At 53.6% G+C, this 25108-nt stretch carries 17 protein-coding genes, 8 pseudogenes and 1 other annotated feature; of the genes and pseudogenes, 11 read left to right on the forward strand and 14 right to left on the reverse strand.

Going from position 1 to position 25108, the window contains the following annotated elements; all coding sequences use genetic code 11:
• A pseudogene (locus tag G6K99_RS21845) lies at positions 1-333 on the reverse strand (integrase); the annotation flags it as partial.
• A 189-nt stretch (positions 334-522) separates the two neighbouring features.
• Here G6K99_RS21845 and G6K99_RS23350 point away from each other — a divergent pair.
• Positions 523-820, forward strand: a pseudogene (locus tag G6K99_RS23350) (hypothetical protein); the annotation flags it as partial.
• A gap of 72 nt (positions 821-892) precedes the next feature.
• On the opposite strand, the gene G6K99_RS23595 reads toward G6K99_RS23350, so the two are convergent.
• From G6K99_RS23595 to G6K99_RS21860, 3 genes are all read right to left on the reverse strand, one after another.
• Positions 893-1072 carry a transposase gene (locus G6K99_RS23595; RefSeq protein WP_174197924.1) on the reverse strand — a complete coding sequence of 60 codons (180 nt, stop codon included), beginning with the start codon at positions 1070-1072 and terminating at the stop codon, positions 893-895.
• 451 nt (positions 1073-1523) lie between these two features.
• Complete coding sequence (locus G6K99_RS21855; protein ID WP_174197925.1) at positions 1524-3131, reverse strand: stealth conserved region 3 domain-containing protein; 1608 nt, start codon at positions 3129-3131, stop codon at positions 1524-1526.
• Positions 3132-3149: 18 nt separating this feature from the next.
• The gene (locus tag G6K99_RS21860) at positions 3150-3548 is read right to left on the reverse strand and encodes a hypothetical protein (RefSeq protein ID WP_174197926.1); all 399 of its coding nucleotides are present in this window, start codon (positions 3546-3548) and stop codon (positions 3150-3152) included.
• Positions 3549-3825: 277 nt separating this feature from the next.
• On the opposite strand from G6K99_RS21860, the gene G6K99_RS21865 reads away from it, so the two are divergent.
• From G6K99_RS21865 to G6K99_RS21880, 4 genes and pseudogenes are all read left to right on the forward strand, one after another.
• On the forward strand, positions 3826-4773 hold the full coding sequence (locus tag G6K99_RS21865) for a glycosyltransferase family A protein (RefSeq protein ID WP_174197927.1): 948 nt from the start codon (positions 3826-3828) through the stop codon (positions 4771-4773).
• Positions 4774-4928: 155 nt separating this feature from the next.
• The gene (locus G6K99_RS21870) at positions 4929-6266 is read left to right on the forward strand and encodes a stealth conserved region 3 domain-containing protein (protein ID WP_174197928.1); all 1338 of its coding nucleotides are present in this window, start codon (positions 4929-4931) and stop codon (positions 6264-6266) included.
• 230 nt (positions 6267-6496) lie between these two features.
• Positions 6497-6634 (forward strand): annotated as a pseudogene (locus G6K99_RS21875) (transposase); the annotation flags it as partial.
• 94 nt (positions 6635-6728) lie between these two features.
• Positions 6729-7555, forward strand: a pseudogene (locus tag G6K99_RS21880) (IS3 family transposase); the annotation flags it as partial.
• Positions 7556-8166: 611 nt separating this feature from the next.
• Here G6K99_RS21880 and G6K99_RS21885 read toward each other — a convergent pair.
• The 3 genes and pseudogenes from G6K99_RS21885 to G6K99_RS21895 form a co-directional block, all read right to left on the reverse strand.
• Positions 8167-9749, reverse strand: a pseudogene (locus G6K99_RS21885) (IS66 family transposase).
• 68 nt (positions 9750-9817) lie between these two features.
• Positions 9818-10171, reverse strand: coding sequence for an IS66 family insertion sequence element accessory protein TnpB (gene tnpB / locus G6K99_RS21890; protein WP_174197929.1), 354 nt, complete (start codon positions 10169-10171; stop codon positions 9818-9820).
• On the reverse strand, positions 10168-10557 hold the full coding sequence (locus G6K99_RS21895) for a transposase (protein WP_174197930.1): 390 nt from the start codon (positions 10555-10557) through the stop codon (positions 10168-10170). Before G6K99_RS21895 ends, tnpB begins: the two co-directional genes overlap by 4 nt.
• Positions 10558-10639: 82 nt before the next feature.
• On the opposite strand from G6K99_RS21895, the pseudogene G6K99_RS21900 reads away from it, so the two are divergent.
• Both G6K99_RS21900 and G6K99_RS21905 read left to right on the forward strand, forming a co-directional pair.
• Positions 10640-10924, forward strand: a pseudogene (locus tag G6K99_RS21900) (integrase core domain-containing protein); the annotation flags it as partial.
• Positions 10925-11025: 101 nt separating this feature from the next.
• Positions 11026-11553: pseudogene (locus G6K99_RS21905) on the forward strand (IS3 family transposase); the annotation flags it as partial.
• A 765-nt stretch (positions 11554-12318) separates the two neighbouring features.
• On the opposite strand, the gene G6K99_RS21910 reads toward G6K99_RS21905, so the two are convergent.
• The 4 genes and pseudogenes from G6K99_RS21910 to G6K99_RS21925 form a co-directional block, all read right to left on the reverse strand.
• Positions 12319-13416, reverse strand: a complete 1098-nt coding sequence (locus G6K99_RS21910) for an RkpR, polysaccharide export protein (protein WP_174197931.1) — start codon at positions 13414-13416, stop codon at positions 12319-12321.
• A gap of 209 nt (positions 13417-13625) precedes the next feature.
• The gene (locus tag G6K99_RS21915; protein WP_174197932.1) at positions 13626-14294 is read right to left on the reverse strand and encodes an ABC transporter ATP-binding protein; all 669 of its coding nucleotides are present in this window, start codon (positions 14292-14294) and stop codon (positions 13626-13628) included.
• Positions 14291-15007: an ABC transporter permease gene (locus G6K99_RS21920; RefSeq protein ID WP_371816276.1), complete on the reverse strand. Its 717-nt coding sequence runs from the start codon at positions 15005-15007 to the stop codon at positions 14291-14293. Before G6K99_RS21920 ends, G6K99_RS21915 begins: the two co-directional genes overlap by 4 nt.
• Positions 15008-16301: 1294 nt before the next feature.
• Positions 16302-17370 (reverse strand): annotated as a pseudogene (locus tag G6K99_RS21925) (IS3 family transposase); the annotation flags it as partial.
• Positions 17155-17271, reverse strand: a sequence feature (AL1L pseudoknot). Its footprint overlaps the pseudogene before it by 117 nt.
• Before the next feature lie 262 nt (positions 17371-17632).
• Between G6K99_RS21925 and G6K99_RS21930 the strand changes: the two are divergent.
• Both G6K99_RS21930 and G6K99_RS21935 read left to right on the forward strand, forming a co-directional pair.
• A complete protein-coding gene (locus G6K99_RS21930; RefSeq protein ID WP_174197934.1) occupies positions 17633-18451 on the forward strand; it encodes a S1/P1 nuclease in 819 nt (272 codons plus the stop codon).
• The gene (locus G6K99_RS21935) at positions 18445-18855 is read left to right on the forward strand and encodes a hypothetical protein (RefSeq protein WP_174197935.1); all 411 of its coding nucleotides are present in this window, start codon (positions 18445-18447) and stop codon (positions 18853-18855) included. The genes G6K99_RS21930 and G6K99_RS21935 overlap by 7 nt, the downstream gene beginning before the upstream one ends.
• Here the strand turns inward: G6K99_RS21935 and G6K99_RS21940 are convergent.
• Positions 18852-19970 carry a DUF563 domain-containing protein gene (locus G6K99_RS21940; protein WP_174197936.1) on the reverse strand — a complete coding sequence of 373 codons (1119 nt, stop codon included), beginning with the start codon at positions 19968-19970 and terminating at the stop codon, positions 18852-18854. The two genes, G6K99_RS21935 and G6K99_RS21940, sit on opposite strands and share 4 nt — an antisense overlap.
• Positions 19971-20496: 526 nt before the next feature.
• Here G6K99_RS21940 and G6K99_RS23355 point away from each other — a divergent pair.
• Both G6K99_RS23355 and G6K99_RS21950 read left to right on the forward strand, forming a co-directional pair.
• Positions 20497-20661, forward strand: a complete 165-nt coding sequence (locus G6K99_RS23355) for a hypothetical protein (protein ID WP_174197937.1) — start codon at positions 20497-20499, stop codon at positions 20659-20661.
• A 1371-nt stretch (positions 20662-22032) separates the two neighbouring features.
• Positions 22033-22308, forward strand: a complete 276-nt coding sequence (locus G6K99_RS21950; protein ID WP_244631588.1) for a hypothetical protein — start codon at positions 22033-22035, stop codon at positions 22306-22308.
• A gap of 417 nt (positions 22309-22725) precedes the next feature.
• Here the strand turns inward: G6K99_RS21950 and G6K99_RS21955 are convergent, their stop codons facing one another.
• The gene (locus tag G6K99_RS21955) at positions 22726-23676 is read right to left on the reverse strand and encodes a nucleoside hydrolase (RefSeq protein ID WP_174197938.1); all 951 of its coding nucleotides are present in this window, start codon (positions 23674-23676) and stop codon (positions 22726-22728) included.
• The gene (gene hydA / locus G6K99_RS21960; RefSeq protein WP_174197939.1) at positions 23673-25091 is read right to left on the reverse strand and encodes a dihydropyrimidinase; all 1419 of its coding nucleotides are present in this window, start codon (positions 25089-25091) and stop codon (positions 23673-23675) included. Before hydA ends, G6K99_RS21955 begins: the two co-directional genes overlap by 4 nt.
• Between the last annotated feature and the right edge of the window lie 17 nt (positions 25092-25108).

Genomic DNA, 25108 nt, shown 5'->3' on the forward strand with positions numbered 1-25108 from the left:
CATTCCGTGTTGGGGGTCGATGTCGCGCTGATCAGGCTGCCAGAGATGGTGGGCGACGAATTTCAGAGCCAAGGCTTCGGGTGCCGGCCAGGGGAGGGAGGCACCGGTTGCGGCCAGCGACCAGGCCTGCAGATAGGCAAGGTCGGAGGTGAGCGCGCGCAGGGTGTTTTCGCCCATGCCTTCGTTGACCAGATGGCGCAGCGTTTCGATGTCCTGGTCGGTGAGCAATTCAGCCAGTTCGTCGCGGCGGTCGATCGGCAGCACGCTGGCGATAGTGTCGAGCTCGTCAGCCCGGCGATCGACAGCGGTCTTTGAACGGGGCGGCATGGCCATAGAAAACCTCCGGATCGACGGTTTCGACGGCCGAGCGGCCAAGGATTTACCGGATTCTTTCTGATTTGCGGCTTGAAATCAATCACATTCGATAAGAAGTACTTATCGATGGTTAGAAGCCCAACCTTCTATTATACCATGTGAGGAAACGTAAAATTCTCATAGAGTTCCTATAGAGAAACATTTATAATGATTCCAATGACTTACGATTTCGCGAGAATCAGCATAACAGCGCTGATGCAGCCGGCTTTCGACGCCGGTATCGCTCTGACGCGTTTGGACGAGTGTATCGCCCGTACACAGGTGGCGGGGATGGATAGAACGGTCCCATTTCGCTGACGCATGCGCTGCGTTATGGATCGACAGCGAACTCGTCCATCTCGAAGACCTCGTCCTCCACGACGCCACGAAGGATAGTCGCACACCTACTCACGAGCTGACAATCGCCCGCGACGTGCTGCGCACCCGCCGGCGCAATGCCGCGCAGCTCTGCCGGCGCGTCCTCCGAGACGATAACTGGCACCAACGTGTTCGCAGCCTCGACCCTCGGCTCCTCGATTTAGCAAAGCTCCTTACGCCACCGAAAGAGTTGGCTGACGTGGATGCCGGCCGATCGCGAAATCTCGGAAAGCACCGCCCCAGGCTGAAGGCAGGCTGCAACCAGCCGCTCTTTGTCCTCGCGAGACCAGCGCCGATGGCGCTCCACAGACGTGATGACTTCAACCGGACGATTGGTCACAGGAATACTCCTAGTGTTTGCACTAGGACTTCCGATGTTCGCATCAACCTCGCAAGACCGCCCTCACCGGGGGCTTACGTCTCAAAGATCGCTTGGGCATTAATACCGCATACGATTGACAGCTGCCAACGTACCGACACAGCCTAGATAAGCTCAAAAAACCCAGCCTTGACCCTTTGGTACGGTGTTACGAGGTCGGCGGACCGCCAACCCGTATAGATGCTCACGCCACGACTTCGGCTTGCAAAGTCAGCTTACGGCGAAGCACCATACAACGCGGATCGACAGTAGCGGAAAGTTTTACTAGATCTTCGAGATTTCCAGCTATTATCGGAAAGAAACAATAGATATTTGTCTCTATTGTTGATTTATTCTAATCATCTTCGCGCCCAATCAGCCTACGAAGCGTGTAAACGACGGGGATCGCAAAAGCTGCGTTTTCACAGTATTTTCATTTCTCGAACTCGCTTTTAAATGGATAGTAGACTTCAAGGAAGTCGACTACGAGCTTATCGACCTCATTCTGTCTCTCGATTGTTACGCCGACATCATTGATACAAAAAGTTTTATACCGCCTAGTTGAAGCAACTCCAGAAAACTGCTTTGCGATCGCCGGCTTCCACAGTGCCAGGTACCTATGACTGATGCCTGACGGGACAGCCAACCCTTCTTGCAAACCAGCGTGGTACTGTAAAAATGCAATAGGGCGGATGTCATTACGTGATCTAAAGGGTTCGCCCGCACATCTGTCAAAAGCGCTTTGAAACTCACTTTCTAAGCGTTCGAGCAAGCTCTTACGTGACGGGTACGGAATGTGCTGCATTATCTCGCGGCCATACTGGCCATACTTTTCCTTCAACAGATTAATCGCGTTGAAGTCAGCAAAAATGTACTCTTCACTAGTCTCATCTATATCGGGCTCGAAAACACGTTGGTCGGAAGGAAAATATTTCATTACGCCGTTGGGCAAGAAGAAATCATCGGGAGTACAAAAGCTGCCCAGAAAGAAATCATCATTGAAGTACAAAAAATGCTCCGACAGGTCCTTAATGTGGTGTAGCTGTGTCTCGATGCCGCTTGAATTGAAGGTAGGAAGACTTTCTGGGTTCTTCCAGATTTCCGCATGCGGCACAATTTTTACTCTCGGATTGGTATCATTTAACCAGTCTGGTATTTGGCCCGACGTTACAATGAAAATGTTTCGTACCCAAGGTGCGAACATAGCCACTGAGCGTAGGGAAAACCTGAGCTCATCGCGGTTTTTCCATCGTTCTAGATTGTGGGCTCGAACACTCTTATGGACCTCAACTGCACGAGCTACCCTTTGATTGTTCCAATCTTCGTCCTGATCATTGACCCATGTGTAGACTATATCAATTGGAAATTTCGGCGTGCTCATCACATCTAAAGAGCAGCTTTCGAAAGATGCTTTGTTTTTGAGGAATGCGTCAATTGTTTTGTGGCGAAGTCGTTTAGCGTACGGTGTTGTTAAGCCTGACTCGTAAATAGTATCACCGGAGTAATTGGTAACGGCAGCCCAGACATTGATCGTAATGTAAGAGCAAGCCGCTATGAGCTCCTTTCTCTCCCCGCCATAATTCTCGACGCAGAAAATTCGAAGCATTTCTGGCGGGGTTGTACCAAACATTGAACCAAGCTTCGTAACCCGAACAGGTTTCCTAGCTTGGGTTTCGATCAGTACATCTGGATCTATACTCAGCCACTGCTGAATTGCTGCCAAGAATGCCCAGATATCTTGTTGTAAAATATTGATTGTAATTTCCCCGTGGGCGGTACCGCCCCCAAGGAAAAATGGGATTTCCAAGCTACGAAGCGCTTTAGTAATTAGAGCTAGAGTTCGTTCACACTTCGGGCCGGGCGCCACCTGCGCTATGTGAGCTATCTTACCGCGTGTATTTCCCGAATGAAGCGAAGCGTCGCCACCGATATCTAAGTTTATCGCTTGCGCCATCGCCGTCAGCTTGGTCGGTGTAAGCGGGTAACGGGAATTAAGATAATTCCGCAAAGCAACGCCGGGATGTGGTATGTTTTTTAGCATTCTAGATCCAGTATATGATTAACGGTCGAGACCTGTTTGTCCCATTTGTTTCTCGATAGTCTTCAAGCCCGCTATGCAAAGTACTACCGGTAAAGTTCGAGCATATATAGGGGTTTGGCCTTCGACGTGAGCTTTAGCTCCCTCTGGACCGAACGAGCATGCTGCAACCATATCTTGATCGAGGCCGCGCACGAACTCGTAGGCGGACTGCACGCTCTCTGTGAAAAAAGGCACTTTCCTTGCCTCTGAGCCGTCGGGTCGATACCACACCCCAATCTCGATTACATTACCATCGCTTTTATCTCTTCGACGTTCCATCTTCTTGGTCCAGCCGACTGCGCGTGCTATTTCCGCATCAAGTTTCCGGTTCGAGCCATCGATATCGCCCAGTGCAACAATCAAATCAGCCAAAAACATCACAGTCTCCAAAACGTGGTGGACATCTTAAGGTATCGTCGGATGCAACGCTTTTGAGTAGCTATCGCGACATCCCAAGAGGCAACATGCGATACAGCTCGTAGGTCGGCCGGTTTCTAAGGATGCCTCTAGTGAGATCCTTTCGTTTCGTCTGGTTCCCGAAGTCGATCGGCAGAAGCACCATAGTAACTCACGATTGCGAACCTCCCTCTTGTAACCTTAAACGATTCGTCACATAACTGTCATAAATCTGGCCAGCGTGACAACAGTAAGAAAAATGATTGCTCTTCGCGTATTGCAGGCTTTTCGACGGTATCCGCCTTCGGTTCTTGCGAGTATCCCCTTCGTAGGGAAACCGCTTTCCGCGATATATGAGTTTGTCGACTTCAAAGGAAGGCTTTCGGATTTTATCGCTGATCCATACTTATTATGGAAAAAAGATGAAGAGGACGTCGAAGAGGGCCCTCTCGTGTCTGTTATCATCGCTACGAGAAACGATAGCCTTACTATTGAAAAAGCAGTAAATTCAATCCTCCGTCAGACTTACAAATCCTTTGAACTCATTGTAGTAGATGATGCTAGCGACGATGGCACTAGAGAAATCCTAGAGCGTCTTTCAGCGACAGACTGTCGACTGCTTGTGCTATCGAACCTGACTCATCAGGGAACAGGACGGTCTCGAAACCGAGGACTTCGTCATGCGAAGGGTCGATATGTCACATTTCAAGATGGTGATGATACAAGTGCCCGCAACCGCATAGCACTTCAGGCCGCAGCTTTCGGAACGTACCCTCATGCTAAGCTTGTCTTGTGCAATTACGTGAGGGTGGACGGCGGCGATAGAAGTCTAGTATTGAATAACAAACGAACGATGAAGTGCATAGTCTCTATGATGTTTCCACGTAGGGAAGTGATCGAGAAGATCGGTTTCTTTAGAGAAGAATCTGTCAGCGAGGACGCAGATTACTATGAGCGAATTAAGGTCGTCTTCGGCCCTCAAGCGGAAATAGTTGTTTTTCGCACGCTATACAGAGCGTTGTTTCGGAGAAATTCAGCGTTTTTCAGCGCGTCGCGGATAGTAGAGGCTTCTGGTCGACGGCTCGTTTTTGAGCGCAGTGCTGATGCCGTTCTACGTTGGCAGGAGATGCAGATCGAGCACAGTAGGATGCGCGACGGCTCGATGTCCCCCCTGATCTGTCCAGAGAGTGATGTTAAACAACTTTGACCATCAAGTTTAGGATGTTTCTTTTACGAACTTTGTCTGTTCGGCGTCTGTTTAAGCGTCCGAAAGCGTGGAGTCTGAGACCCAAGCGAGACCGTAGTTTCGATGCTTCGCGAAAAGGCATATGGACAGAAAACAATGCGTGGGGTCTCCTCAATTTGGACAGCCTGTCTAGTGCTGGTGCTATTTTGGAGGGCGCGAGTCGAAAACTGACCTCATCTATTACAGGCGATCTCCATGATATCGACTTACTTGAACGCGAGCTCGAGCCAGTACTAAAGAGGCTAAAACAATCTGGAAGGCAGTCATTTCAGGATATCTATATATTTGATCGAACGGTCGGCAAATGGTGTGGTATTTCTCTCCCTTGGGGAGCGAGAAGACTTCAGAGGAAGTCGAATGGTGCGTGCACTGAGGTTGCTGTTGTAGATGTTGAGCGACGCTTAGTTGAAAGATACTCGATAACGATTTGGAGGCGGGAGAATAATTTTATCGAAGCGCGAAACTCTACGGCCCCTGTCAAAAAGGTTCGAATAGATTCTGAGAGCAACGCAGCGCCGATACAACGCCCAGTTTTGCACGAGGCGCCAATAGACGCGGTTTACACATGGGTGAACTCCTCCGATCCCGCTTGGCGGAAATCGTTCGAGGAACATTTTTCAAGTAAATTTGTCGACAGAGATCGTTTCAGTCAATCTGATGAGTTGCGATATTCCTTGCGGGCATTAGTACAGTTTGCCCCGTGGATCCGTACTATTTACATACTTTCTAATTGCCCGCCGCCTTCATGGTTCGTGCGTACTGCTAAGGTAGTATGGGTTCCGCACGAGGATGTGATTCCGGAACAGTATCTCCCAACCTTCAACTCGCACGCAATAGAGACCTTTCTGCACCGCATCCCTAATATCTCCGAAAATTTTATCTATCTGAACGATGATTTTTTTGTTTCGGATTTCGTAAAAAGGAAGGATTTCTTCAGCGATTTCGGAACCTCAGTCAGCCGATTAGAGCCCTACGGAGTACTTCAATATCTTGAAGAGCTGTGTCTCGCAGGACACGGCGAGGAATGGCAACATGCTGCCGTGAATGGAATGAATATCATATGGGAGAAGTTCGGGACTCGACCTACACAACTGCACAGACATGCACCTTACGCGTTCAAACGATCTGTTCTCGTGGAGATGGAAAAGGAGTTTGCCAGAGAGTTTCATGCGACTAGGTTAGCTAGGCTGCGTTCGCGTAGTGATTTATCCATAGCGTCCTTTCTTTACCACCATTACGCACTCTCGACTCGGAGGGCCGTCGAAGCGAACGATGAGTCCATGATCGTCCGACACACAAACTACGTCCGTTTCGAAACACAGAAGCTTTACAGACAAATGAAATTTTTCTGCGTCAACGATGGAGGGGGCAGTGGCCACGACCTTGGGTTCAAGCGCTTCAAACACAGGTTCCTCTCTAAGCTTTACCCGTTCAAATCCGAGGCTGAACTATAATCTGCAGTCCAAGCCCAACCTGCGTACGTTCTTGAAGGGTAGCGTCGTCAACGTGCTAAATGCGGTAATGTCTTGGATTCCCGCAAAATTAAGTTTCGAAGTCGCTTCGAGATGCCGCCAGGCGAACAGGCCCGAGTCGATTTCGCCCAGTTCCATGACGTTCTCTCCCTTTGAATAGCCCCAAGATTTGTAGACGCCTTCTTTCCTAATTTTGAGGCAAGAAGATCACCATGAGCAAATCGAATTTCAGCGAAGAGTTTAAGCGCGACACGGTGCGTCAGATCACGGAACGGGGCTATCCGGTTGCGGAGGTTTCGCAGCGGCTCGGTGTAAGCCTGCACTCGCTTTATGAGTGGAAGAAGAAGTTCTCCTTGGCGTCTGGTGCTCTGATCTCCAAAAACTGGACCGTTCATAATTGGAGTTTTCCGCGGTAATTTCCCGGCTGGGAAAAGGAGCGGAAGTATGAAGGCATCGAAGTTTTCGGACGCCCAGAAGGCGTTCATTTTGAAGCAGGGCGACGACGGCGTGCCGGTGGCCGAGATCTGCCGGAAGGCTGGGATCAGCCAGGCGACCTATTTCAATTGGCGCAAGAAGTATGCGGGTCTGCTGCCTGACGAGATGCGTCGATTGAAGGCTCTGGAAGATGAGAATTCCAGGCTGAAGAAGATTGTCGCTGATTTGACGCTCGACCGGGAGATGCTCCAGGACGTCATCCGCCGAAAGCTCTGAGGCCTGCCCGGCAGCGCAAGCTGATCGACGGGATGCTGGTTGACTGGGGGATATCGATCCGACGGGCCTGCAAGGTCCTGAGGTTCGACGCCTCGACATACCACTACAAGTCCCGCCGCACCGGACAGGCCCCACTCGAACGACGCATCAAGGAGATTTGTGAGACCCGCGTGCGGTATGGCTACCGCCGTGTTCATGTGCATTTGCGCCGTGATGGCTGGAAGATCAATATGAAGAAGACACGTAGGATTTACAGCGAGTTAGGCCTTCAGCTGCGCAACAAGCATCCCAAGCGTCGGGTGAAGGCAAAGCTCAGAGAAGATCGCCAGGAGGCTGTCGGGCCGAACGACGTCTGGGCGATGGACTTCGTTCACGACCAGCTCGCAACCGGCAAGAAGCTGCGTATCCTGACCGTGGTCGACACCCACTCGCGCTACTGCCCGACCGCCGATGCACGCTTCACCTATCGCGGCGAGGATGTCGTCCAGACCTTGGAAGGCATTTGCCGCAAGACCGGCTATCCGAAGACGATCAGGGTAGATAACGGCAGCGAGTTCATCGTAAGCGGTGTTTTACTCCCACGTTGACAGCAAATGCTTGATCGGTGTTGAGCATCTACAGCCAACATGGCAAAGCAGTTACGTGCCGATTGCGGTCACTTGCAGCGTTGGGAGAGGAGCATCAAATTGCAGGATGACGACACCAACCCTAGCCTAGCTCGTGGTCTTTTCAGACTCGGCGTCCTCTTTGGATGTGTCGCTTTCATCCTGTTCTTCTTTTGGGAAACTTACAGTTCAAGCGCCGCCCTCAGCCGCCTATCAGCGGCGGCAAGCAACTTCTCCTACACAGAAAAGTGTGATGCCAATGGAAACCCGACGACTACGGGCGAACCAAATTGCATCGACCTTGGTCGCTACCTGTTTATCTATGGCCCTGTGATGAAGGCCTTTCGAAGAGCGTGCTCAGGGAGTGACGATGGCGCTGGCGTCTTAATCCTGGAGAAAAACAAAGCGCCAAGGATTGAAATCCACCGGGTGGAAAAGGCCTTCAGGTTTCGATCTCGCAATGGCGCGAGTGTTCCTTGCCTGCCACCCAATACGACGTCGTAAGAAAAATCGTCTTTTGTCTTGGTGGGAGGTGCGGTTGGCCCAAGTGCATTGTTGCGGTCAGGCTATCCCACTTGAGGCCGAAAATTCCACGGTAAAAGCTCACCAATTCGACTCTGCTTGTGGCCACTGACGATGGCAGCGAGCACGGTGGTCAGATAGGCCAGGGGATCGATAGCATTGAGCTTGCAGGTTTCGATGAGCGAGGCGATGGTCGCCCAGTTCTCCGCACCAGCATCATGACCTGCAAAGAGAGCATTCTTCCTGTTCAAGGCAATCGGCCGGATGGTTCGCTCGACGCTATTGTTGTCGATCTCGATGCGACCGTCGGTCAGGAAGAGCTTCAGACCATCCCAGTATTTGGCGATGTAAGCCAATACCTCGCCGAGCGGGGACTTCGTTGCGACGCGGGTGCGGTGATGGACAAGCCACGCCTGCATGTCGGCTACGAGTGGTGCTGATCGTTCCTGCCGACCTGCAAGGCGAGCCTCAGGATCAAGACCGCGCAGCTCGGCCTCGATGCGATACAGCGCTCCGATCCGTTTGACGCCGTCCTCGGCAATCGGTGCTGCTCCGTTGCGGGTGATCTCCACCAGCTTGCGCCGGGCATGCGCCCAGCAATAGGCAAGCCGAATGTCCGGGCCTATGCGGTCAGGTGCGATCAGCCTGTTGTATCCGGCATAGCCATCGACCTGCAGGATGCCAGAGAAGCCCTGCAATATCCGTTCGGCATGAATGCCTCCGCGACCGGGCGCATAGGTAAAGCGACACCTGGCGGAGCACCGCCGCTCCATGGGCGATCATCCCGCGCCAGCGCCCAGAAGTATCCGGTCTTGGTTTTGCGCGAACCGGGATCAAGCACCGGGGCACGGGTCTCGTCCATGAACAGCTTGGTTGAGCGCTTCAGGTCGGCGATCAACGCATCGAAGACGGGCCGCAGTTCATAGGCTGCCCGACCGACCCAATCGGCCAGCGTGGAACGGTCGAGATCAATGCCTCGGCGGCTCATGATCTGGGCCTGCCGATAGAGCGGTAGATGATCGGCATATTTGGAAACCAGCACATGGGCGACGGTGGCTTCTGTCGGCAGCCCTGCCTGGATCAGCCGTGCTGGTGCCGGAGCTTGAACGGCTCCGTCTGTGCAGGCACGGCACGCATATTTGGGGCGGCGGGTGACGATGACGCGGAACTGTGCCGGGATCACGTCCAGCCGCTCGGAGACATCCTCGCCAATGCAATGCAGGCAACCGCCGCAGGCGCAGATCAGGCTTTCCGGCTCGATCACCTCTTCGACACGCGGAAGATGCTTTGGAAGGGAGCCGCGATTGATCGCGCGCGGCTTGGCGATCCTGTTTCCCGCAGGAGTGTCCGCCTCATCCTCGGCATGGATCACGGCCATGGCCGTCTCCAGGTCTTCCAGTGCCAGGTCGAATTGGTCGGGATCGGTCTTCTCGGATTTGCGCCCGAAGGCTGCCTGCTTGAAGGCCGCAACCAGCTTCTCCAGCCGTTCGATCCGCTCATCCTTGCGGGCGATATGCTCGTCCTTACTGGCTATCGCGAAGTCCTTAGCCGCCTCGCTTAGCCGCGCCGCGATCAGCATCGCCTTCAGAGCAGCAACATCATCGGGAAGATCGGCGGCGTCCAGCATGGCCGGAACCTACCAAATCCTGAGCCGATTTGCCTTCATATTTGTCGTGCTGAGTCATCGTGCCGCAGCTATTCGATGGCTTGCGGTGTTCTCGTCTGGACGCTATGTACCCGTCGCCAATCGAGGCCCGCAAACAGCCCTTCGAACTGTGCGTGGGTCAATGTCATCAAACCATCTTTGATGCCGGGCCAGGTGAAGCTGTGCTCTTCCAGCCTCTTGTAGGCCATGACGATCCCAGAGCCATCCCAGTAGATCAGCTTCAGCCGATCCGCCTTGCGTGACCGGAACACGAAGACAGTTCCGGTGAACGGGTCCTTGTGCAATTCGTTCTTCACCAGCGCCGCCAATCCGTCATGCCCCTTGCGGAAGTCTACGGGTTTGGTCGCCACCATGATCCTGACGCGGTTCGACGGAAAGATCATGTCGCTGCCGCCAGGGCGCGAGCGATGGCAGCGATCCTGGCAGCAGACGCACCTTCCTCAAGACGGATCGTCACCGGACCGACGATGATCTCGGCGCGCGTGGCGGCCTTGACCGTCAGCGGCTCAGGCGACGGCGGCTCGACAACCATGGCCGCGAACTCTACCGCATCCTCCGGTGCAGGCAGGATCAGTTTGCCCTGCCGCGCCATCGTCCGCCAGGTGGAAAGGCTGTTCGCCCGCAATCCATAACGCTGCGCAACTTCATTGACGGTAATGCCGGGCCGCAAGCTTTCCGAAACGATCTGCGCCTTGACCTCGTCAGCCCAGTGCCGGTGAACCTCACGTCCAGGCTTGCTGGTTGTGAGAAACTCCAATGAGGTCTCCATGGAGAAACTCCCGTTCATGATCCATGGGATGTCGATCACAGATCAGGCGGCAACGAGCAACGTGGGACCAGAACACCGGGTACAGTTCATCTCCCGTGATCTCGATCTGTGGGCTTATGCCAACAACGTCACCCTGGACTTCTCACGACCTGGCAAGCCGACCGACAACGGCTTCATCGAGGCCTTCAACAGCAAGCTGCGGTCGGAGTGCCTGAACGCTCATTGGTTCCTGACCCTTGCGGATTCCCGCGAAAAGTTGGAGACTTGGCGTCGATACTATAACGAGGAACGCCCTCACTCGGCCATCGGATATAACGTCCCGATTGCCCTGCATAATCCCGGCGGTGCAACCAGCCAGCCATCGTGATCAGAGCCGGAAAACTCCAGCTTCCGGCGGTCCAAGGTTTGGTCCCAGAGCAGAAAACCCAAGACTCTCTCGAAAACTGGAGGGGAGTTGGGTCTCAGGTCATCATCGACAACACTCTGGACCGTCAACTCGACGTTGCTGCTCGAGACAAGGCGTGGGTCACGGACATCACCTACATCCGGACCAACGAAGGCTTCGCCTATCTCGCGGTGGTGATCGATCTCTATTCCCGCCGTGTTATCGCCTGGTCGATGCAGAGCCGTCAGACAACGGATGTCGTGCTGCAGGCGTTGCTGATGGCTGTCTGGAGGCGAAAGCCAAAGGAAAAGGTTCTGGTGCATTCGGATCAGGGATCGCAATTCACCAGTATGGACTGGGCAGCGTTCCTGAAGCACCACAATCTGGTTCATTCGATGAGCCGACGGGGCAACTGCCATGACAATGCCGTCGCTGAGAGCTTCTTCAATCTGTTGAAGCGGGAGCGGATACGCCGAAAGGTCTATCGCTCAAGAGACGAAGCCAGGCAGGACGTGTTCGACTACATTGAGATGTTCTACAACCCGAAGCGCAAACATGTCAGAAACGGGATGCTGTCGCCCATCGAGTTCGAAAAGCAGCAGAAAACGTAACCGGAGGGTGTCTACGAAACTGGAGGTTATTCACCGTGCTTTGACCTCGTCAGGCCAACGGCAATGCGCCTCACGCCTACTCGGCCGCGTTGTGATAACCTTGAACGTAGACTCGATGGAGAAACTACTTCTCGCTCATCCATGGAATGTCGATCACAGATCAGGCAGAGGCTGCCAATGTGGGAGCAGAACACCGGTTACCTTCCAGCTACCGCATTGTCGTGGCAGTTCCCACGTCGGGGCATGGTAAGCGCTGTGCCGACAGCATCTACACACTTCAGGCGGTCGAGGACTGTGGCCGCGTGGAACGGATGATCATTTGTAATTTTACTGAGCTTGCTTGAGCCGAGTGTTGTAGTTATCTCCGATGACAGATCCGCCTCATCACCCTTCACGCTTGCGTGTATCCGCTGAAATGTGACGTAGCCTTATTCTTCAATGGAAACCTCGAAATTGATTTCAAGACTTGGCTTCCAGCCAGAGACACGTTCGATGATTTCGAGAATTTGGCCGTCCTCCTCCGGCAGTTGGTCGGCAGTCTAGGTCGCTCCACTCGACGCAAATCGATGGCTCACCTCGAACTCAGAACGATACACCGATATCTCTACCCGTCGTCCTCTTCCCAGTCTTCTCGGTCTTGGCAGACATAGGAGCTTCAATGCCCTCGCCGAAATGACCATCTGTCTTTACCCCGATTCTCACGAGTTGGGTCCCAGGCCGAGCCGGACAGTTCTAGCTTCGGTACGGACTAATTAGAGGAAATGATCAGTTGCGGTCCCTTATGTTGTAATACACCATAACCATGACACCCCAAATCAACATCCCGAAACCAAAAATGAGCGCCGTGTTTAGGAACCGGCTCGGATATTGGGCGAGTTCTGGCAGCGTTGGCTTGATGAACGTTGCCATATAACGCTCCTTAGAAGACGCTTCTATTTGCGCCTTTTCGAGGCCGCCCAAAGCTGCAGTGTATGCGCGTTCAGAAAACTGTCGCTGAGTTTCCAGCTTCTCGTACTGTTCGATACGCCCCGCAACATCACTTGAGGTTATGTCGTAGTTTCGGCCCGATTTTGCGGGCTCACCGCTTCCGAAGCGTCCCCGTTCTTTCTGGACCTGCTGCTCGAGACTTGCGATCTGGGACCTTAAAACCTTCACCCGCGGAGAGGTTTGCCCCATTTGGGCAAGCGCTGTACTCAGCTCTGTCTTTGACATGGCAAGTTGCTGCTCAAGTGTTGAAACTATTTGTGAGGCCAACTTTGCGCCCTCAATTGGGTCCGCCTCTTGCATTAGATCTCTAAACTTTCGCAGGTTGAGTTGTATACCAGCTAATCGCGACTCATTCTGCTCAACGGCGTTCTGCGCGTCTTTGAGAACTTCCGACTTTGCTGCGTCTGAAATTGTGTTGACCAAACGCTCGCTTGCACTAACGATGAACTGTGTTAGTTCCTGGGCGCGTTTCTCGTCGAATGCTTTCACATTAAGTTTGAGAATGCCAGACGACTGGTCAAAGCTAATAGAAACCATTCTCTTCCAGTAAATCATTTTTTCTTCAATTGATCGATTCGGCGTCAGTCCGTAATAGAAATCATTACCCCTCGACGAGTAAATTTCGTCAAGATTGAGTTGTTCGTCTGCTGACTTCACAAGTTCAGCACTCATAACGTAGTCGAGCAGCATATACGAGTCGTTCACAGTACTTCCGCCGGAAGCCTGCGTAAACATGCCTAGCAAATCGCCCGGCTGTGAAGCCTCAATGCTACGCACAGAAAACGATGTTGTACTGTTAAACTGGTCAGCCGCAACGAAAGCCATGTAAGTACCGGTCGTTACTGTGGGTATAACCACTACGCCGAGAAATGCCACTGAAATAATCCAGTGACGAAGTTTAAATCTTGATGCAGTCAGACTGTCCGACGAAGGCTCTATCTCATGAGGCGTTTCAGCCCCCTGAACCTCAGTGTCAGTCTGCGGTTGTCTCAATTCGAGTAGAGTAGTTAGCAATCTCATGTGTGCCGGGATTTGAACACTCTCCCGGACAGTATGGCCTGACACTACATCGTGGGATGTGACTCTCATTCTTTATAGGACCTCGCCATATTGCGTTCGTGCACACTAATTGCGTCAGACAATTTCTCGAAATACGTCAATTTACCATGTTCTAGTACGATCCCTGACTGACAGTAGTCTCTCAGCGTTGAGACGTGGTGGGAAACCATTATAACATCGGATCCCTTTAACCTTTCTTTGAAAACATGATGCGATTTCCGTTTGAAATTTGTATCCCCAACGGCCGTTACCTCATCGACCAAATAATAATCGAACTGGACGCCCATACTTACGCCAAACGCTAAGCGAGCTTTCATTCCCGACGAATAGGTGGCTACAGGAGATTTATAGAATTCGCCTAGCTCGGCAAAATCACCAACGTAAGACACAAGATGCTCGGTATCTACACCGTAGATCCTTGCCACAAAACGAACATTTTGTTCACCGGTGAGATCCCTCTGAAAGCTTCCTGAAAAGCCCAAAGGCCAAGAAACTTTCGCCTCTCTTATAACGCGGCCCCCATCCAGATGAAGCGTTCCAGCAATTATCTGAAGTAGTGTGGATTTTCCTGCGCCATTTCGACCCAGTAGTGCCAAATTTCTGCCTCTAGGAATGGTAAATGATACGTCCTTTAGTATCGTCTTACGTACGCCTTTGGCATCTGCGAATTTCGTAGCGTGTTCCAGTTTTATCATCGTCCCCTCAAGACCCGCCGGGAAGACGTGAAAATACACAATCCCGCGAATAACGCGATCGATGCAACCAGAAAAAGGTAACCTGGATCGTACCCAGGTGCACGGTATTCGGAATAGAAACCTTTCCGGAAGGACATTATGACGTGGCTAACTGGGTTAAGGAGAATTATTTCCCTCATGGGGTGAGGGAGCATGTCGGGCAGATAGAAGACACCTGACAGCATAAACAAAGGTCGATTGATGATTTCGAACAATTTTTCGTACAGCGGGAATTGCTGAAATAATACGTTGTTTGCAAATGCAATCCCTAAAGCGAGCATGCTGCCAGACACAGCGCCTTCGAAAAGCGGAATCCAGTTAACCTCGATTGGGTGTTTCAGAGTTGCCACGATAGGCGAAAGCAGCGTGATGCTTACAACTGCTGTTGTCGCAAATTGTAGGATGTACCGAGCAAAAATCGTATCGATTGGGGCTACGTTCGGATAGGAAAGTAGCGAACGGTTACTTTTTACCGCGGTATTAACATAACTCGCTACGGCTTGATAAAATTGGAACCCTATGTAGCCTGTCGCGAAGAACATTATGAAACTTGATCCAAGTGGAGGATGACGGGCGATCCCCATAAAGATGATCGATAAAAAGGCAATGTGAGCTAAAGGATCTAATATCGCCCATACGTAACCGCCTGGTTTGCGACCAAACCGGGTTGACATTTCACGTACGACTAACGCTGCTACTACACGGAAATGTGCGACTGTATCTGTCAACTCGAAATTTCCAGGCTACTAGGTTTCCCGACATATGCAACGCGTATAGCTCGCAAAACAGCCATTTTCAAGACGAACGAGTACTAGTGTACAAAGTTGGCGGAAAGACCCACTCATCATAAACGGTTCTAATGTGAAGCCATATAGACGATGGTGGCCGATGGTTCAGCGTCTTAAAGCCTGACCTTTCAGCATAAGATGGGCTGAACGTATCCGGTTGCTTCGAAGGTCTGTATCGGGCCCCTGAGCGACGCCATCCGTACTCAGTGTGGCATTGTTGTCAGAGCACAGAACCTTCTGCGTGGAACGATAGCGCGACTCATCTTTAGTCTCCTGCGGTTGATGTCTCGATTAGCTGGCCCCGTCGGGTACCTAGACCGCAGTCCATGCGCCGAAACTCCGCACGCTCAGGCCCCTCGCCCGCAGCCCAATTATGCCGATATCGCTGAAGGCGCTTGAAACGAGCGCCCGCTTCGACACATCGGCTACGATCGCCGTCGCGGAACACTGAACCCGCTAAGCTCTTTCCGACTAAAAGCTAGGCATCTGAAGCATCAACCGGATAGCCGTTCAGATAAGCAGTCTGGTGGTTTTCGAACAGAATGATTTGGTGCAACAGACATGAAATAACAGCGAGGGGAAGGAAGGCTATCCTTGTCAGCAAGTGGCGGTGCGACCGTAATCTGTTCCGAAAGCAACCCTGAGATTACAAGGCGCCGGCGTCCGTCGTAGACAAAAGCGAGTCTAACGTCTCAGCCTTTCTCGATCGAACGAGATCCACATTGCAATAATCCATTCTTCTGGTAGACCCGTGGTGGTCGGAGTTCTGGTCCGGAGTGAGCGGGTCTTACCTTGGTCGCCAACGCCACATCAGCCATCATTTCCTGGCACACAAGCGAAAACAACGATGTAGGCAACAACCCACCCGAATTCCAAGGCAGGTTACCTCTTCTAGACGTTAAGCTAAGTCGGCAATGTCTACGAAAATCTTGACCGCCGTACCCCTTGTCAAACCCTCTCGTGCAACGTTGAGTCGAGCGCTTGATCAGCGGAAAAGAAAGCGTAAGCGCCAGTGGCGCCTAGGCTGCGAGCTTGTGGCGTCACGGAGCAAGACGATCCTAGTCGAGGCTGGCTGCGAGTTTGGCATTCAGACCGGTTATGGGAAGCGTCTGTTCGCTGCCACAAGGATACCGCACTAACGAGAATTGAACCGCACCGGGTTTGCCGGAGGCCGTTTTGTTTAAGTCATGCGGCCATGCCCCAGCTTGGCGTAATACAGATACTCAGCTTCGGCTGGCGGTATGTTCCGATGGGTTCCAAGAGGCGTCGGTGGTTGAACCAATCAGGCCGTTCTAGGGTAGCGAACTCGACCGCTTCGAAGCTTTTCCATGGCCCAGGCACATGGATGACTTCAGCCTTATAGAGACCGTTGATCGTTTCGGTGAGGGCGTTGTCGTAACTGTCGCTGACGCTTCCCACAGAGGGCTCGATTCCAGCTTCTGCCAACCGCTCGGAGTACCGGATGGACACGTATTGGACGCCGCCATCCGAGTGGTGGATGAGGCCGCCACCATGAGCGGAACGCCGATCATTAATTGCCTGCTCCAGGGCATCGACGACAAAGCCAGCATGTGCCGTCCAGCTCGCCCGTCACTCCCAAGATGCGACGAGCAAACACGTCGATGACATCAGAGTAAATGCGCAGCATTTGTCGCGTGGCCACGTAGACAAAGACCTGCCATGTGGCGACGTAGGTGAAGTCCGAAACCTGCAGCCTGTTGGTGCTGGGGCTTTGAACTGGCGGTTAACCCGGTCAAGCGGGCTTGGAGCCGTCTTGTCCGAGAGCGTCGTGCGGATCGGCTTTCCTCGAATGACACCTTGCAGGCTCATCGACCTCTAAGCCGGACGACAGTGCAACGGGCGGCATCGAAGCCTTCACGCTGCAATTGCCGCCAGACCTTGCGAACGCCATAGACGCGGAAGTTCTGCTCGAAGACACGACGTATCTCGATCTTCAGGCTGATATCGCTGCGGGCGCGGACCGACAGGCGATCCACGTCCAGTCGTTTGGCGACATTCTCATGGTAGGTTGATGGGGCAATCGGCAGCAGCTTGCAGATCGGCTCGACCCCGAACACGCTACGCTATTCGTCGATGAACGAGATCATCGCTTGAAGGGGCGGTCGAGCTCCGCCATGGCGAGATATGCAGAAGCTTTGCGCAGAATCTACGTTGGCCTGACGAAGCTCCCGGTTCTCGCGCTCAAGAGCCTTCATCTTCTCTGCGACATCGCTCGGCAGGCCTGTTCTTGGTTATGATGGCTTCACTTTCTCAGAAGTACAGCCTCCAGCAAACCCGGTGCGGTTCACAGCTTCCTGCGCAAAGCATCCGAACACGATATGGTTCTGCGATCCGCAATCGCCGATCGTCTTATGGCTGACAAAGATCGCAGGCCGCTTCAGTTACTTCTTTCGGAACTGGATGAGGTCGCACTCCCAGGGGCCGAACTGTTTGCGCCCAGCAAGGTGCCCTTAGGCTTGCGGCTCGGATTGAATGATGTAGCTTGCGGCGATGAAAAAGATTCTTATCAAACTTGCTTCCGTCGCAGCTGTGTTCGCTACACTCCTACAAGCCTCCGACGCATCTGCCTGGGGCGCGCGCGGACACTCCGTTGTCGCGCAGATAGCCGCCGACAACCTATCCCTGGAAGCTTCCGCGATGGTCAAAAAGATACTATCGTTCGAGGCTAAGAAGAGCATGGTTAGCGTTGCTAGTTGGGCCGACGATGAGGCAGAGTTGAAGCGCCAGCCTTCAAGCCCCATGCATACAATTAGGATGAGGATTGGTACTGCGCCGTATAAGGAAGAAATCGATTGCGGTGACGGTCGATGCGTCGTGGCGGCGATTAAAAGATATGCCCATACCCTATCTGACCCCAACTCAAACCCGCAAGATAAGATCACCGCGCTTAAGTACCTTATTCACTTTGTTGGTGACGTTCACCAGCCCCTTCACGCCATCAAATTCATTGGCCATCAGAGAGTAATATTCAACGGTAAAGAAACCAATCTTCACCACGTTTGGGACCAGGATATTATTGCGTCGAGAGATTTGACGTATGGCAAGCTCGCCAAATATATCAGGCAGCAAAGGCGGTCCTCCGTGCAGGCTGGAGACCCAGAGGTATGGGCAACGGAGAGCCGGGATATTGGCAATACGATCTATGCTGAAATACCCCCGGCCTCACCTTCGTCGCCCGCCATAAACTTGCCGGCCGACTACGCAGATAGGAACTGGCCGGTAATAGAAGAAAGATTGTACCAAGCTGGGATTCGGTTGGCCATGATTTTGAACGACATCAGTGACCGCGAACGGAACTCAAAATGGTAGAAGAAATCGCGTCTCTCAAAACCCTTATCTTGAGTCTGATAAGACTCCACGACGCCGACCGTGAGGCAGACAAAGAAATCGCCAAACATTTTGGTTGGACAGTGGTTGAAAAGACCTTGAAGGATCCAACGACAAGCGATGAGAGCATTCGTTCAGACTGGTTCAATCACGAAGGCGAGAACCTCAAGGTTCCACGCTACACGAGCAATTTGGATTCTGCCATCAGCCTTCTCGCCTTGGCGTCTCCCTCGGTTTATGGTGGATTCTCTTGGGCACCTGGCGTAGGGGCGGCAAAATTCAATGACGAGAAACCTGTTCAAGCAAAAACGCCAGCCATTGCTATTTGCGTGCAAGCGCTTCTGATGCGCTTACGCGCCCTCCAAATCCCACCCAACGCCGGCTAGTTCAAAAAAAGATGTTGCTTTGACCCAAGAGCAACGTCATCCATATCAACTTTCCACTCTGAATTGGTTCTCCACCCGTCCGTAGCCGGAACGAGCGGATCGCCAAACACGTAACCAAGATCCCCCTTCTCTTGCGCGATGAAGATATCGGCGACGTGAAGCCAAGCGGAAGATGCAATAATCAGTACCCTTGTATCCTTCTGGCTGAAAAGGGTGTTGTGAAGACCAGAGCCGGCTGGACCCGCAATCAGTCGCGCCCCCGCGAAAATTGCAATCTGGTCCTCGATCTTATGGTGTTGAGGATGCACGATCGTAAATCCGCGGTCGGCGTAATAGGCTTCGACCTGGTCCTCGTTCGTGAGACGTCTTTTTTCTTTAAGTAGCCTGCGCGAGACGTAAATTTTCTCACGCGGAGAGACGTCAGACTGCTTTTTGAGCTGACTAATGCGATCGAATAAATCGAATGCTTGAGGGTATATGCCGTCCCTCCGACCGAAGGTGATGCCAGGGAAGTAGCACTCATCCACGAGGGTGGGGCGATTAAGTTGGACGATATTCCAAGGATCGATATCCAGTGCCTCCATCATCTTCGCGTACGTCCGGTTGATTTTGACCGTCGTAGCCACGGGCGTCCCTTTCGGAACGACTGCGTAGGCCCATAGTTTCGCAATCATATCGAACAGCACATGTCCGTATACGTTCGGGTGATCAGCGTCCGCGAAGTATACTGGGCCCTTATGTTTCTGGAGCTTGTTTCCGTCGATCGGCTTAAGGTAGGTAAACCTGTCGTCTTCAGTGGACATCCGCTTGATGTACCCATGCCACTTATGCCGACCGTAAAAGAACGTAGGAGGCAAAACGGTTGGCTGCTCGCTTGGACGGAGCACGACGTTGCCGGGAAGGAGAGCGCACGGTTTCGTATACAGATTCAAATCAAGCGGCTTTTGCTCGTATAATTCTTTGATCTCGGCGTCTGCCTTAGGAAGCTCGTTCCTTCCGTACACTTTCGGCAAAGCTAATCGCTGAGGTGCTGGCGGTGGAATGCGGACAACCCGGGTGACTTCGTCGTTAGTCCATGTCTTGTATGGCCAAGGCTGCGCATTAAGATTGATCAAAGCTCACCCTCCGTTATCTGCCTGTTGAGAATCTGATGAAGGAACGCTGTGAAGCATTCTCCACGGTCGCCTTTTTCCTTAACAAGTAATGCAAACGAATATAGCTCCTCGTGTTCATACTGTTGAGCGAGCGTTCTTAGATCTGCCGAAAGTGTTATGTTTTGGTATTTCGGCGAAAGCCACGAGAGCGCTGGCGCTAAATTCTCTTCCACAGTATCCATAGACATGCATTCCCAGTTTCGGCATGGAAAGCATGGCACGGATTTCGCGTCAAGTGAGAGATCATCTCGGTCGGCCAGTCGTGAAAGCGTGGAATGCCATCCGCTCCGACTCGCTTGCGAGACTTGCGCAGTCCTCCGGCTCAAAAACAGGGGATTGCCATCCCGGTCGCGGGAGACTCTGACAGGTATCGCAGGGTGGCGATGGCTTTGTTTGAGGACACGGGTTTCGACCCGGTAGATGCGGGCATCCTCACCGAGTCTTGGCGATAACAGCCCGGCACGCTGTCTTACTGCACGATCTAGCGATGGCGAAGCTTGTCGAAGGGTTGGCATCTGCTGACAGAACACGGCTACGGCTACGGCGACGCCGCGACCTTTCTGTCGCAGCCGTGCAGGAAAGGGTGGGTGCGGACGGGACCAATTCCGACGCCGATTATCTCGTTCGTATCAATCGCGAACTCTTCATGTAGCCGTTGTCGGTCGAAATGTCTCGGACGGATTCACCAGGCTGTTCGGTCCAACATGACGCGGCAATTTAGAAGTAAGTCTGTAGAGCGCATTGCTCTTCGCTCCTTTTCTATACCTCAGGATTGAATCGCCGCAGGCGTGTGGCTTGCCATGTGAAGCGTACTCGTAGCTGCAATGCCGTGATAGATATGGCTTGCTGTAGGCCAGTGGACTGCACGTTGAACGGAGTGAAAGTGCAATTTGTTGAAGGGCTGGGACCGAGGTACGGTGGCTGGGGACACGCACCCGGAGCGTGTGACGGATGTGCGCGACGCAATTGGCTGTTGGTATTATATGCTCTCGATCTCGTTCCCATTGTCTCCGCGTTCTTCCGTTCCTGGATGCAAAGAAGTGCGGTATGCTGACTCCCGTCAAGCAGAACCGATCCATCACCAGTGTGAACGGTGACGCTGAAGCCGTAGAGCGTTAGGTCATCACGAAGAATTGTCCGCAGAACAACCGGGAGCCAGCTGTTGAGATAGGTGACGGGCTTCGTAAGTGCGGTCACGTCAGTCTCGCTATGGTCGTTCTCGTCGTAGAACTGCTCTGCATCCCAGTGCGACATAGGCCGTCCTTTCTTCTGTCATCGACAGTGCGCGCAGTTCTATCGGAGCGCAAGGCTATGACCGATCAGGTAACGGCGCTGAACCCACGACCTGAATTACCCTGAGCGTTTGCTGGAAGTTGTGGTTGCTCGAAACGCGCGTTTTCTGGTGTCGGTCGTCACCATGTCGACGGCACAATATTCGCGTCCGGATACCCCACGGCTATCTACTATGCCGGGTTCAGCGCCTGACTGGGAACTTGAATTAGGAGCGACCGGAGTTCATCGCTTCCGCCTGCGGCGCCGTCTCGAGCGAGCCGTACGCCAACGTTTATCCAGCGATATATACGACCGTCACAGAACTCTTACCGCGACGTGCCAAGATGGAGAGTGTCACGACGGAGGCCGGGATCCACCAAAAGAAGCTTCGAGAGGTCGAGCAGATGGCGGCTACCAACAGGGAACTCGCTCGGCCACGCATGAGCACGAAGCAACTCATCGTCCTGAACCCTCATCCGTGGTGATCCGTCCGCAAATGGTTGTCGTCGCACGTCAACATGTATGTTCCACCTGGCGCGATCCGGGTCGGAAAGATACGACGTTGCCCATCGAGACGTGATCAGAGGCGGGCACTTTCTTCGGACGTTCGAAGACCGTTCCGGTGTAGACTTAAGGCACTCCGTCTGTGTCCTTCAGGCAACGACCTATCGAGGCTACGTGTCGGCACCTAGAGCCGTCGAAGACCGTGAATGGTTGCCATTTAGAGCGACCTGCGACCTGACCTACACCCGTGGAAACGCCCTGCATCGTCACTGATGAGGGCACGCTGACGAAAACGGTCGAAGCGATCGCCGCACAGCTGACGTCCATAGAGTTCGAGCCAAGCATGGGAGGCGAGGATTTCGCGCGCATGGCCGCAATGGTGCCGTCATTCCGCTTGCTCGTGGGCTCATCGCAGCCGGGCCGGCGGGACAAGGTGCACAGTCCAATCTATCAGCCCGACGATCGCTCGATTGCGTTTGGTACGATGGGTCTCGCGAGAACCGTGGTCGATTTGCTGAGCTGAAATTCCAACACGAGATGAGCTGAATATCTGACTCAGCGGCTTCGATCAGTAAGCTCGCTCTTTTCCAGCTATCACCCGGTTTGCAACTTCTTCGTATTTTGCAGCATCTAACGAGCCCGTGCGATCAGGCAAAGTTTGCGTCACGCATCACTTTGAACACCCCTGGGTATCCGGTTGTGCGTTGACGCAAAAAGGTGAATTTCGTAAATGCCTAAGCAAGATGAATTCCCTAGAGTAGCTTATGCCGCAACGAAATCAGAACGTCGAAAAGAGCCGTAAATCATCTACTTATTCGCGCCGGACCACGTGTCGATGGTTCGATACGTCTCAAGGCGTGAGTAATTGTTACTAGCAATTCGGCCGCGGGGAGACACGTACATTGTTGGTGCCGCTTGCCGATCGCGTCGTCGCACGCAGCTATCCCCTGAACGTCTCAAGCATGAAGTCGCAGAATTTTGTCCGGTCCGCGCCGAAGGCGAAATGACAGTTCGGCTCGTCCTTGCCCCTTCGTGCGATATCCACGACGGTGCGGCCGATAGTCAATTCGCCTTGTGTCTCCACGGCTACGTGATGGAATTGCGTCGTGATGACCGTCGGGTCGACCAGATAGGCAATACATAGGGCATCGTGAACAGGGGCATGTCCCAGTTCATCCATCGGCTGGTTGGCATCATAGGCCGTGATACGGCGTCCGATGAAACGTTCCGCCGCAATTCCGGCCGGCGTGCCAAGCGCCTTAAGAGCATCGCTGACCGCGCGTGAGACGAGAGCTTGATGCGTCGCATCGAGCGGAATGCAAACAAGGCGCTTAAACCCGGCGCGGAAGACTGCGGCCGACGCATCCGGGTCAGCCCAGATGTTCATTTCCGCGCAGGGCGTTGTATTTCCGACATGGTGGGCACCGCCCATCAGGACAAGTTCGTCGGCGCGTTCGATGATCTTCGGCTCGATTGCGATTGCCGTCGCGATATTGCTGAGCGGGGCGACGCCGACAAGCGAGATCGGCTCGGTCGTCGCCCGGTAGGTTTCGACCAGGAACTCGACTGCGGACTTGTTCTGCTTCTCCGTTCGGGGTGCCGGCAGGTCCAATTCGTTCCCGTGGACGCCAGAATTCCATTTCAGGGCTCTGGGAATGGGAAAGTCGGCCCGCGACATCGGCTTGTTAAGGCCTTGGAAAACCGGCACCTGGCTGCGATCGATGAAATCTAGAACCCGAAGCGTGTTGTTGGTGCCGTACTCGACTTCGACATTGCCGTTGACGGTCGTCACACCGAGAAGATTGAGATCGGGATGCAGCGCCGCGAGCATGATCGCAACCGCATCATCGGTTCCCGTGTCGACGTCAAGGATGAGCTTTCTCTTGGTCATGCGGTTTTCCTGTGTTCTGTCGATTGGCGGGCCGTTCTGGCCCTGTGAGATCCAGCACCCTTTCGGCCTACAAGTTTCCCTTCGCGGACCATCACCTGGCCGCCAAGAAGAACGGTGACCGGCCAGCCGGTAATGTCCAGGCCTTCATAGGGAGAATAATCCGCGCCGTCATGAAGGTCGGCATGGCGCACAGTCCGGCGAAGTTGCGGGTCCCAAATGGCGATATCGGCGTCCATGCCGATTGCGATGCTTCCCTTGGTCTTCAGTCCATAGACCTTGGCGTGGTTCGTGGCGGTCAGAGCAACGAAACGGGGCAGGTCGATCCGCCCTTTGATCACGCCTTCCGAAAACAGGATCGGCAGGCGCAGCTCGACGCCGGGAATGCCGTTCGGGATATGGCGGAAACTCGTCTTGCCTTTCGGATTGAGCTTACCCTGCGGGTCATCATAACGGAACGGGCAATGATCGGATGAGAAGAGATCGAATACGCCCTGCTCCAGGCCGTTCCAGCAGTCTTCCTGGCTTTCCTTGTCCCGCGGCGGCGGCGAGCAGACGAATTTAGCCCCCTCCCAGTCCATTCCGTCGAGATCATCAGCCGTCAGCATCAGATATTGCGGGCAGGTCTCGCCGATCACTTTCAATCCGCGGGCTTTGGCTGCGCGAATTTCGGCGATGGCCGGGCCGTTGGACACATGGACGATGACGACCGGGACGTCTACCACCTCGGCCAAGGAAAGGGCTCTATGGGTCGCCTCGCGCTCGACAACAATCGGTCGTGTCGTGGCATGCGCCGTGGGCGCCAGGTTTCCTTGGGCCTCATGAAGGCCGATCAGATAGCGGATTGCATCCTCGTTTTCGCAGTGAACCATGACCAGGGCGCCGGTGCGCCGGGATGTATCCATCACCCGCAGTATGTCGGCATCGTTCAGACGCATGCCTTCGTATGTCATGAAAACCTTGAGCGACGTGTATCCGTCGGCGACCAGTGCCGGTAGTTCCTGGCCGATCACAGCTTCGGTGGGATCGGTGACGATGAGATGGAACGCCACATCTGTATAGCAGTTACCGTCGGCGAGCTGGTGGTAGTCGGTCAGGGCATCGCGCAGTGATTGGCCTTTCTGCTGCAGGCAAAAGGGCATCAGCGTCGTATTGCCGCCGAAAAGGGCAGAGCGGGTGCCGCTTTCGAAATTATCGGCCATGACGATGCCATCGCCGGACGGCTGGGAAATGTGAACATGGCTGTCTATGCCGCCGGGCAGAACGAAGTGCCCTTTCGCATCGATCTCCTCAAGCCCCGGACCGAGCGTGGATCCCAGCTGGACGATCTTGCCGTCGCGAATGCCAACGTCGGCGACGAATGTCTCGGACGCGGTGGAGACGGTACCGCCGCGAATGACTACATCGAACTTCGTCATCGATACTGTTCCCCCAT

Source organism: Neorhizobium sp. AL 9.2.2 (assembly GCF_013317225.1).
Taxonomy (GTDB): domain Bacteria; phylum Pseudomonadota; class Alphaproteobacteria; order Rhizobiales; family Rhizobiaceae; genus Neorhizobium; species Neorhizobium soli.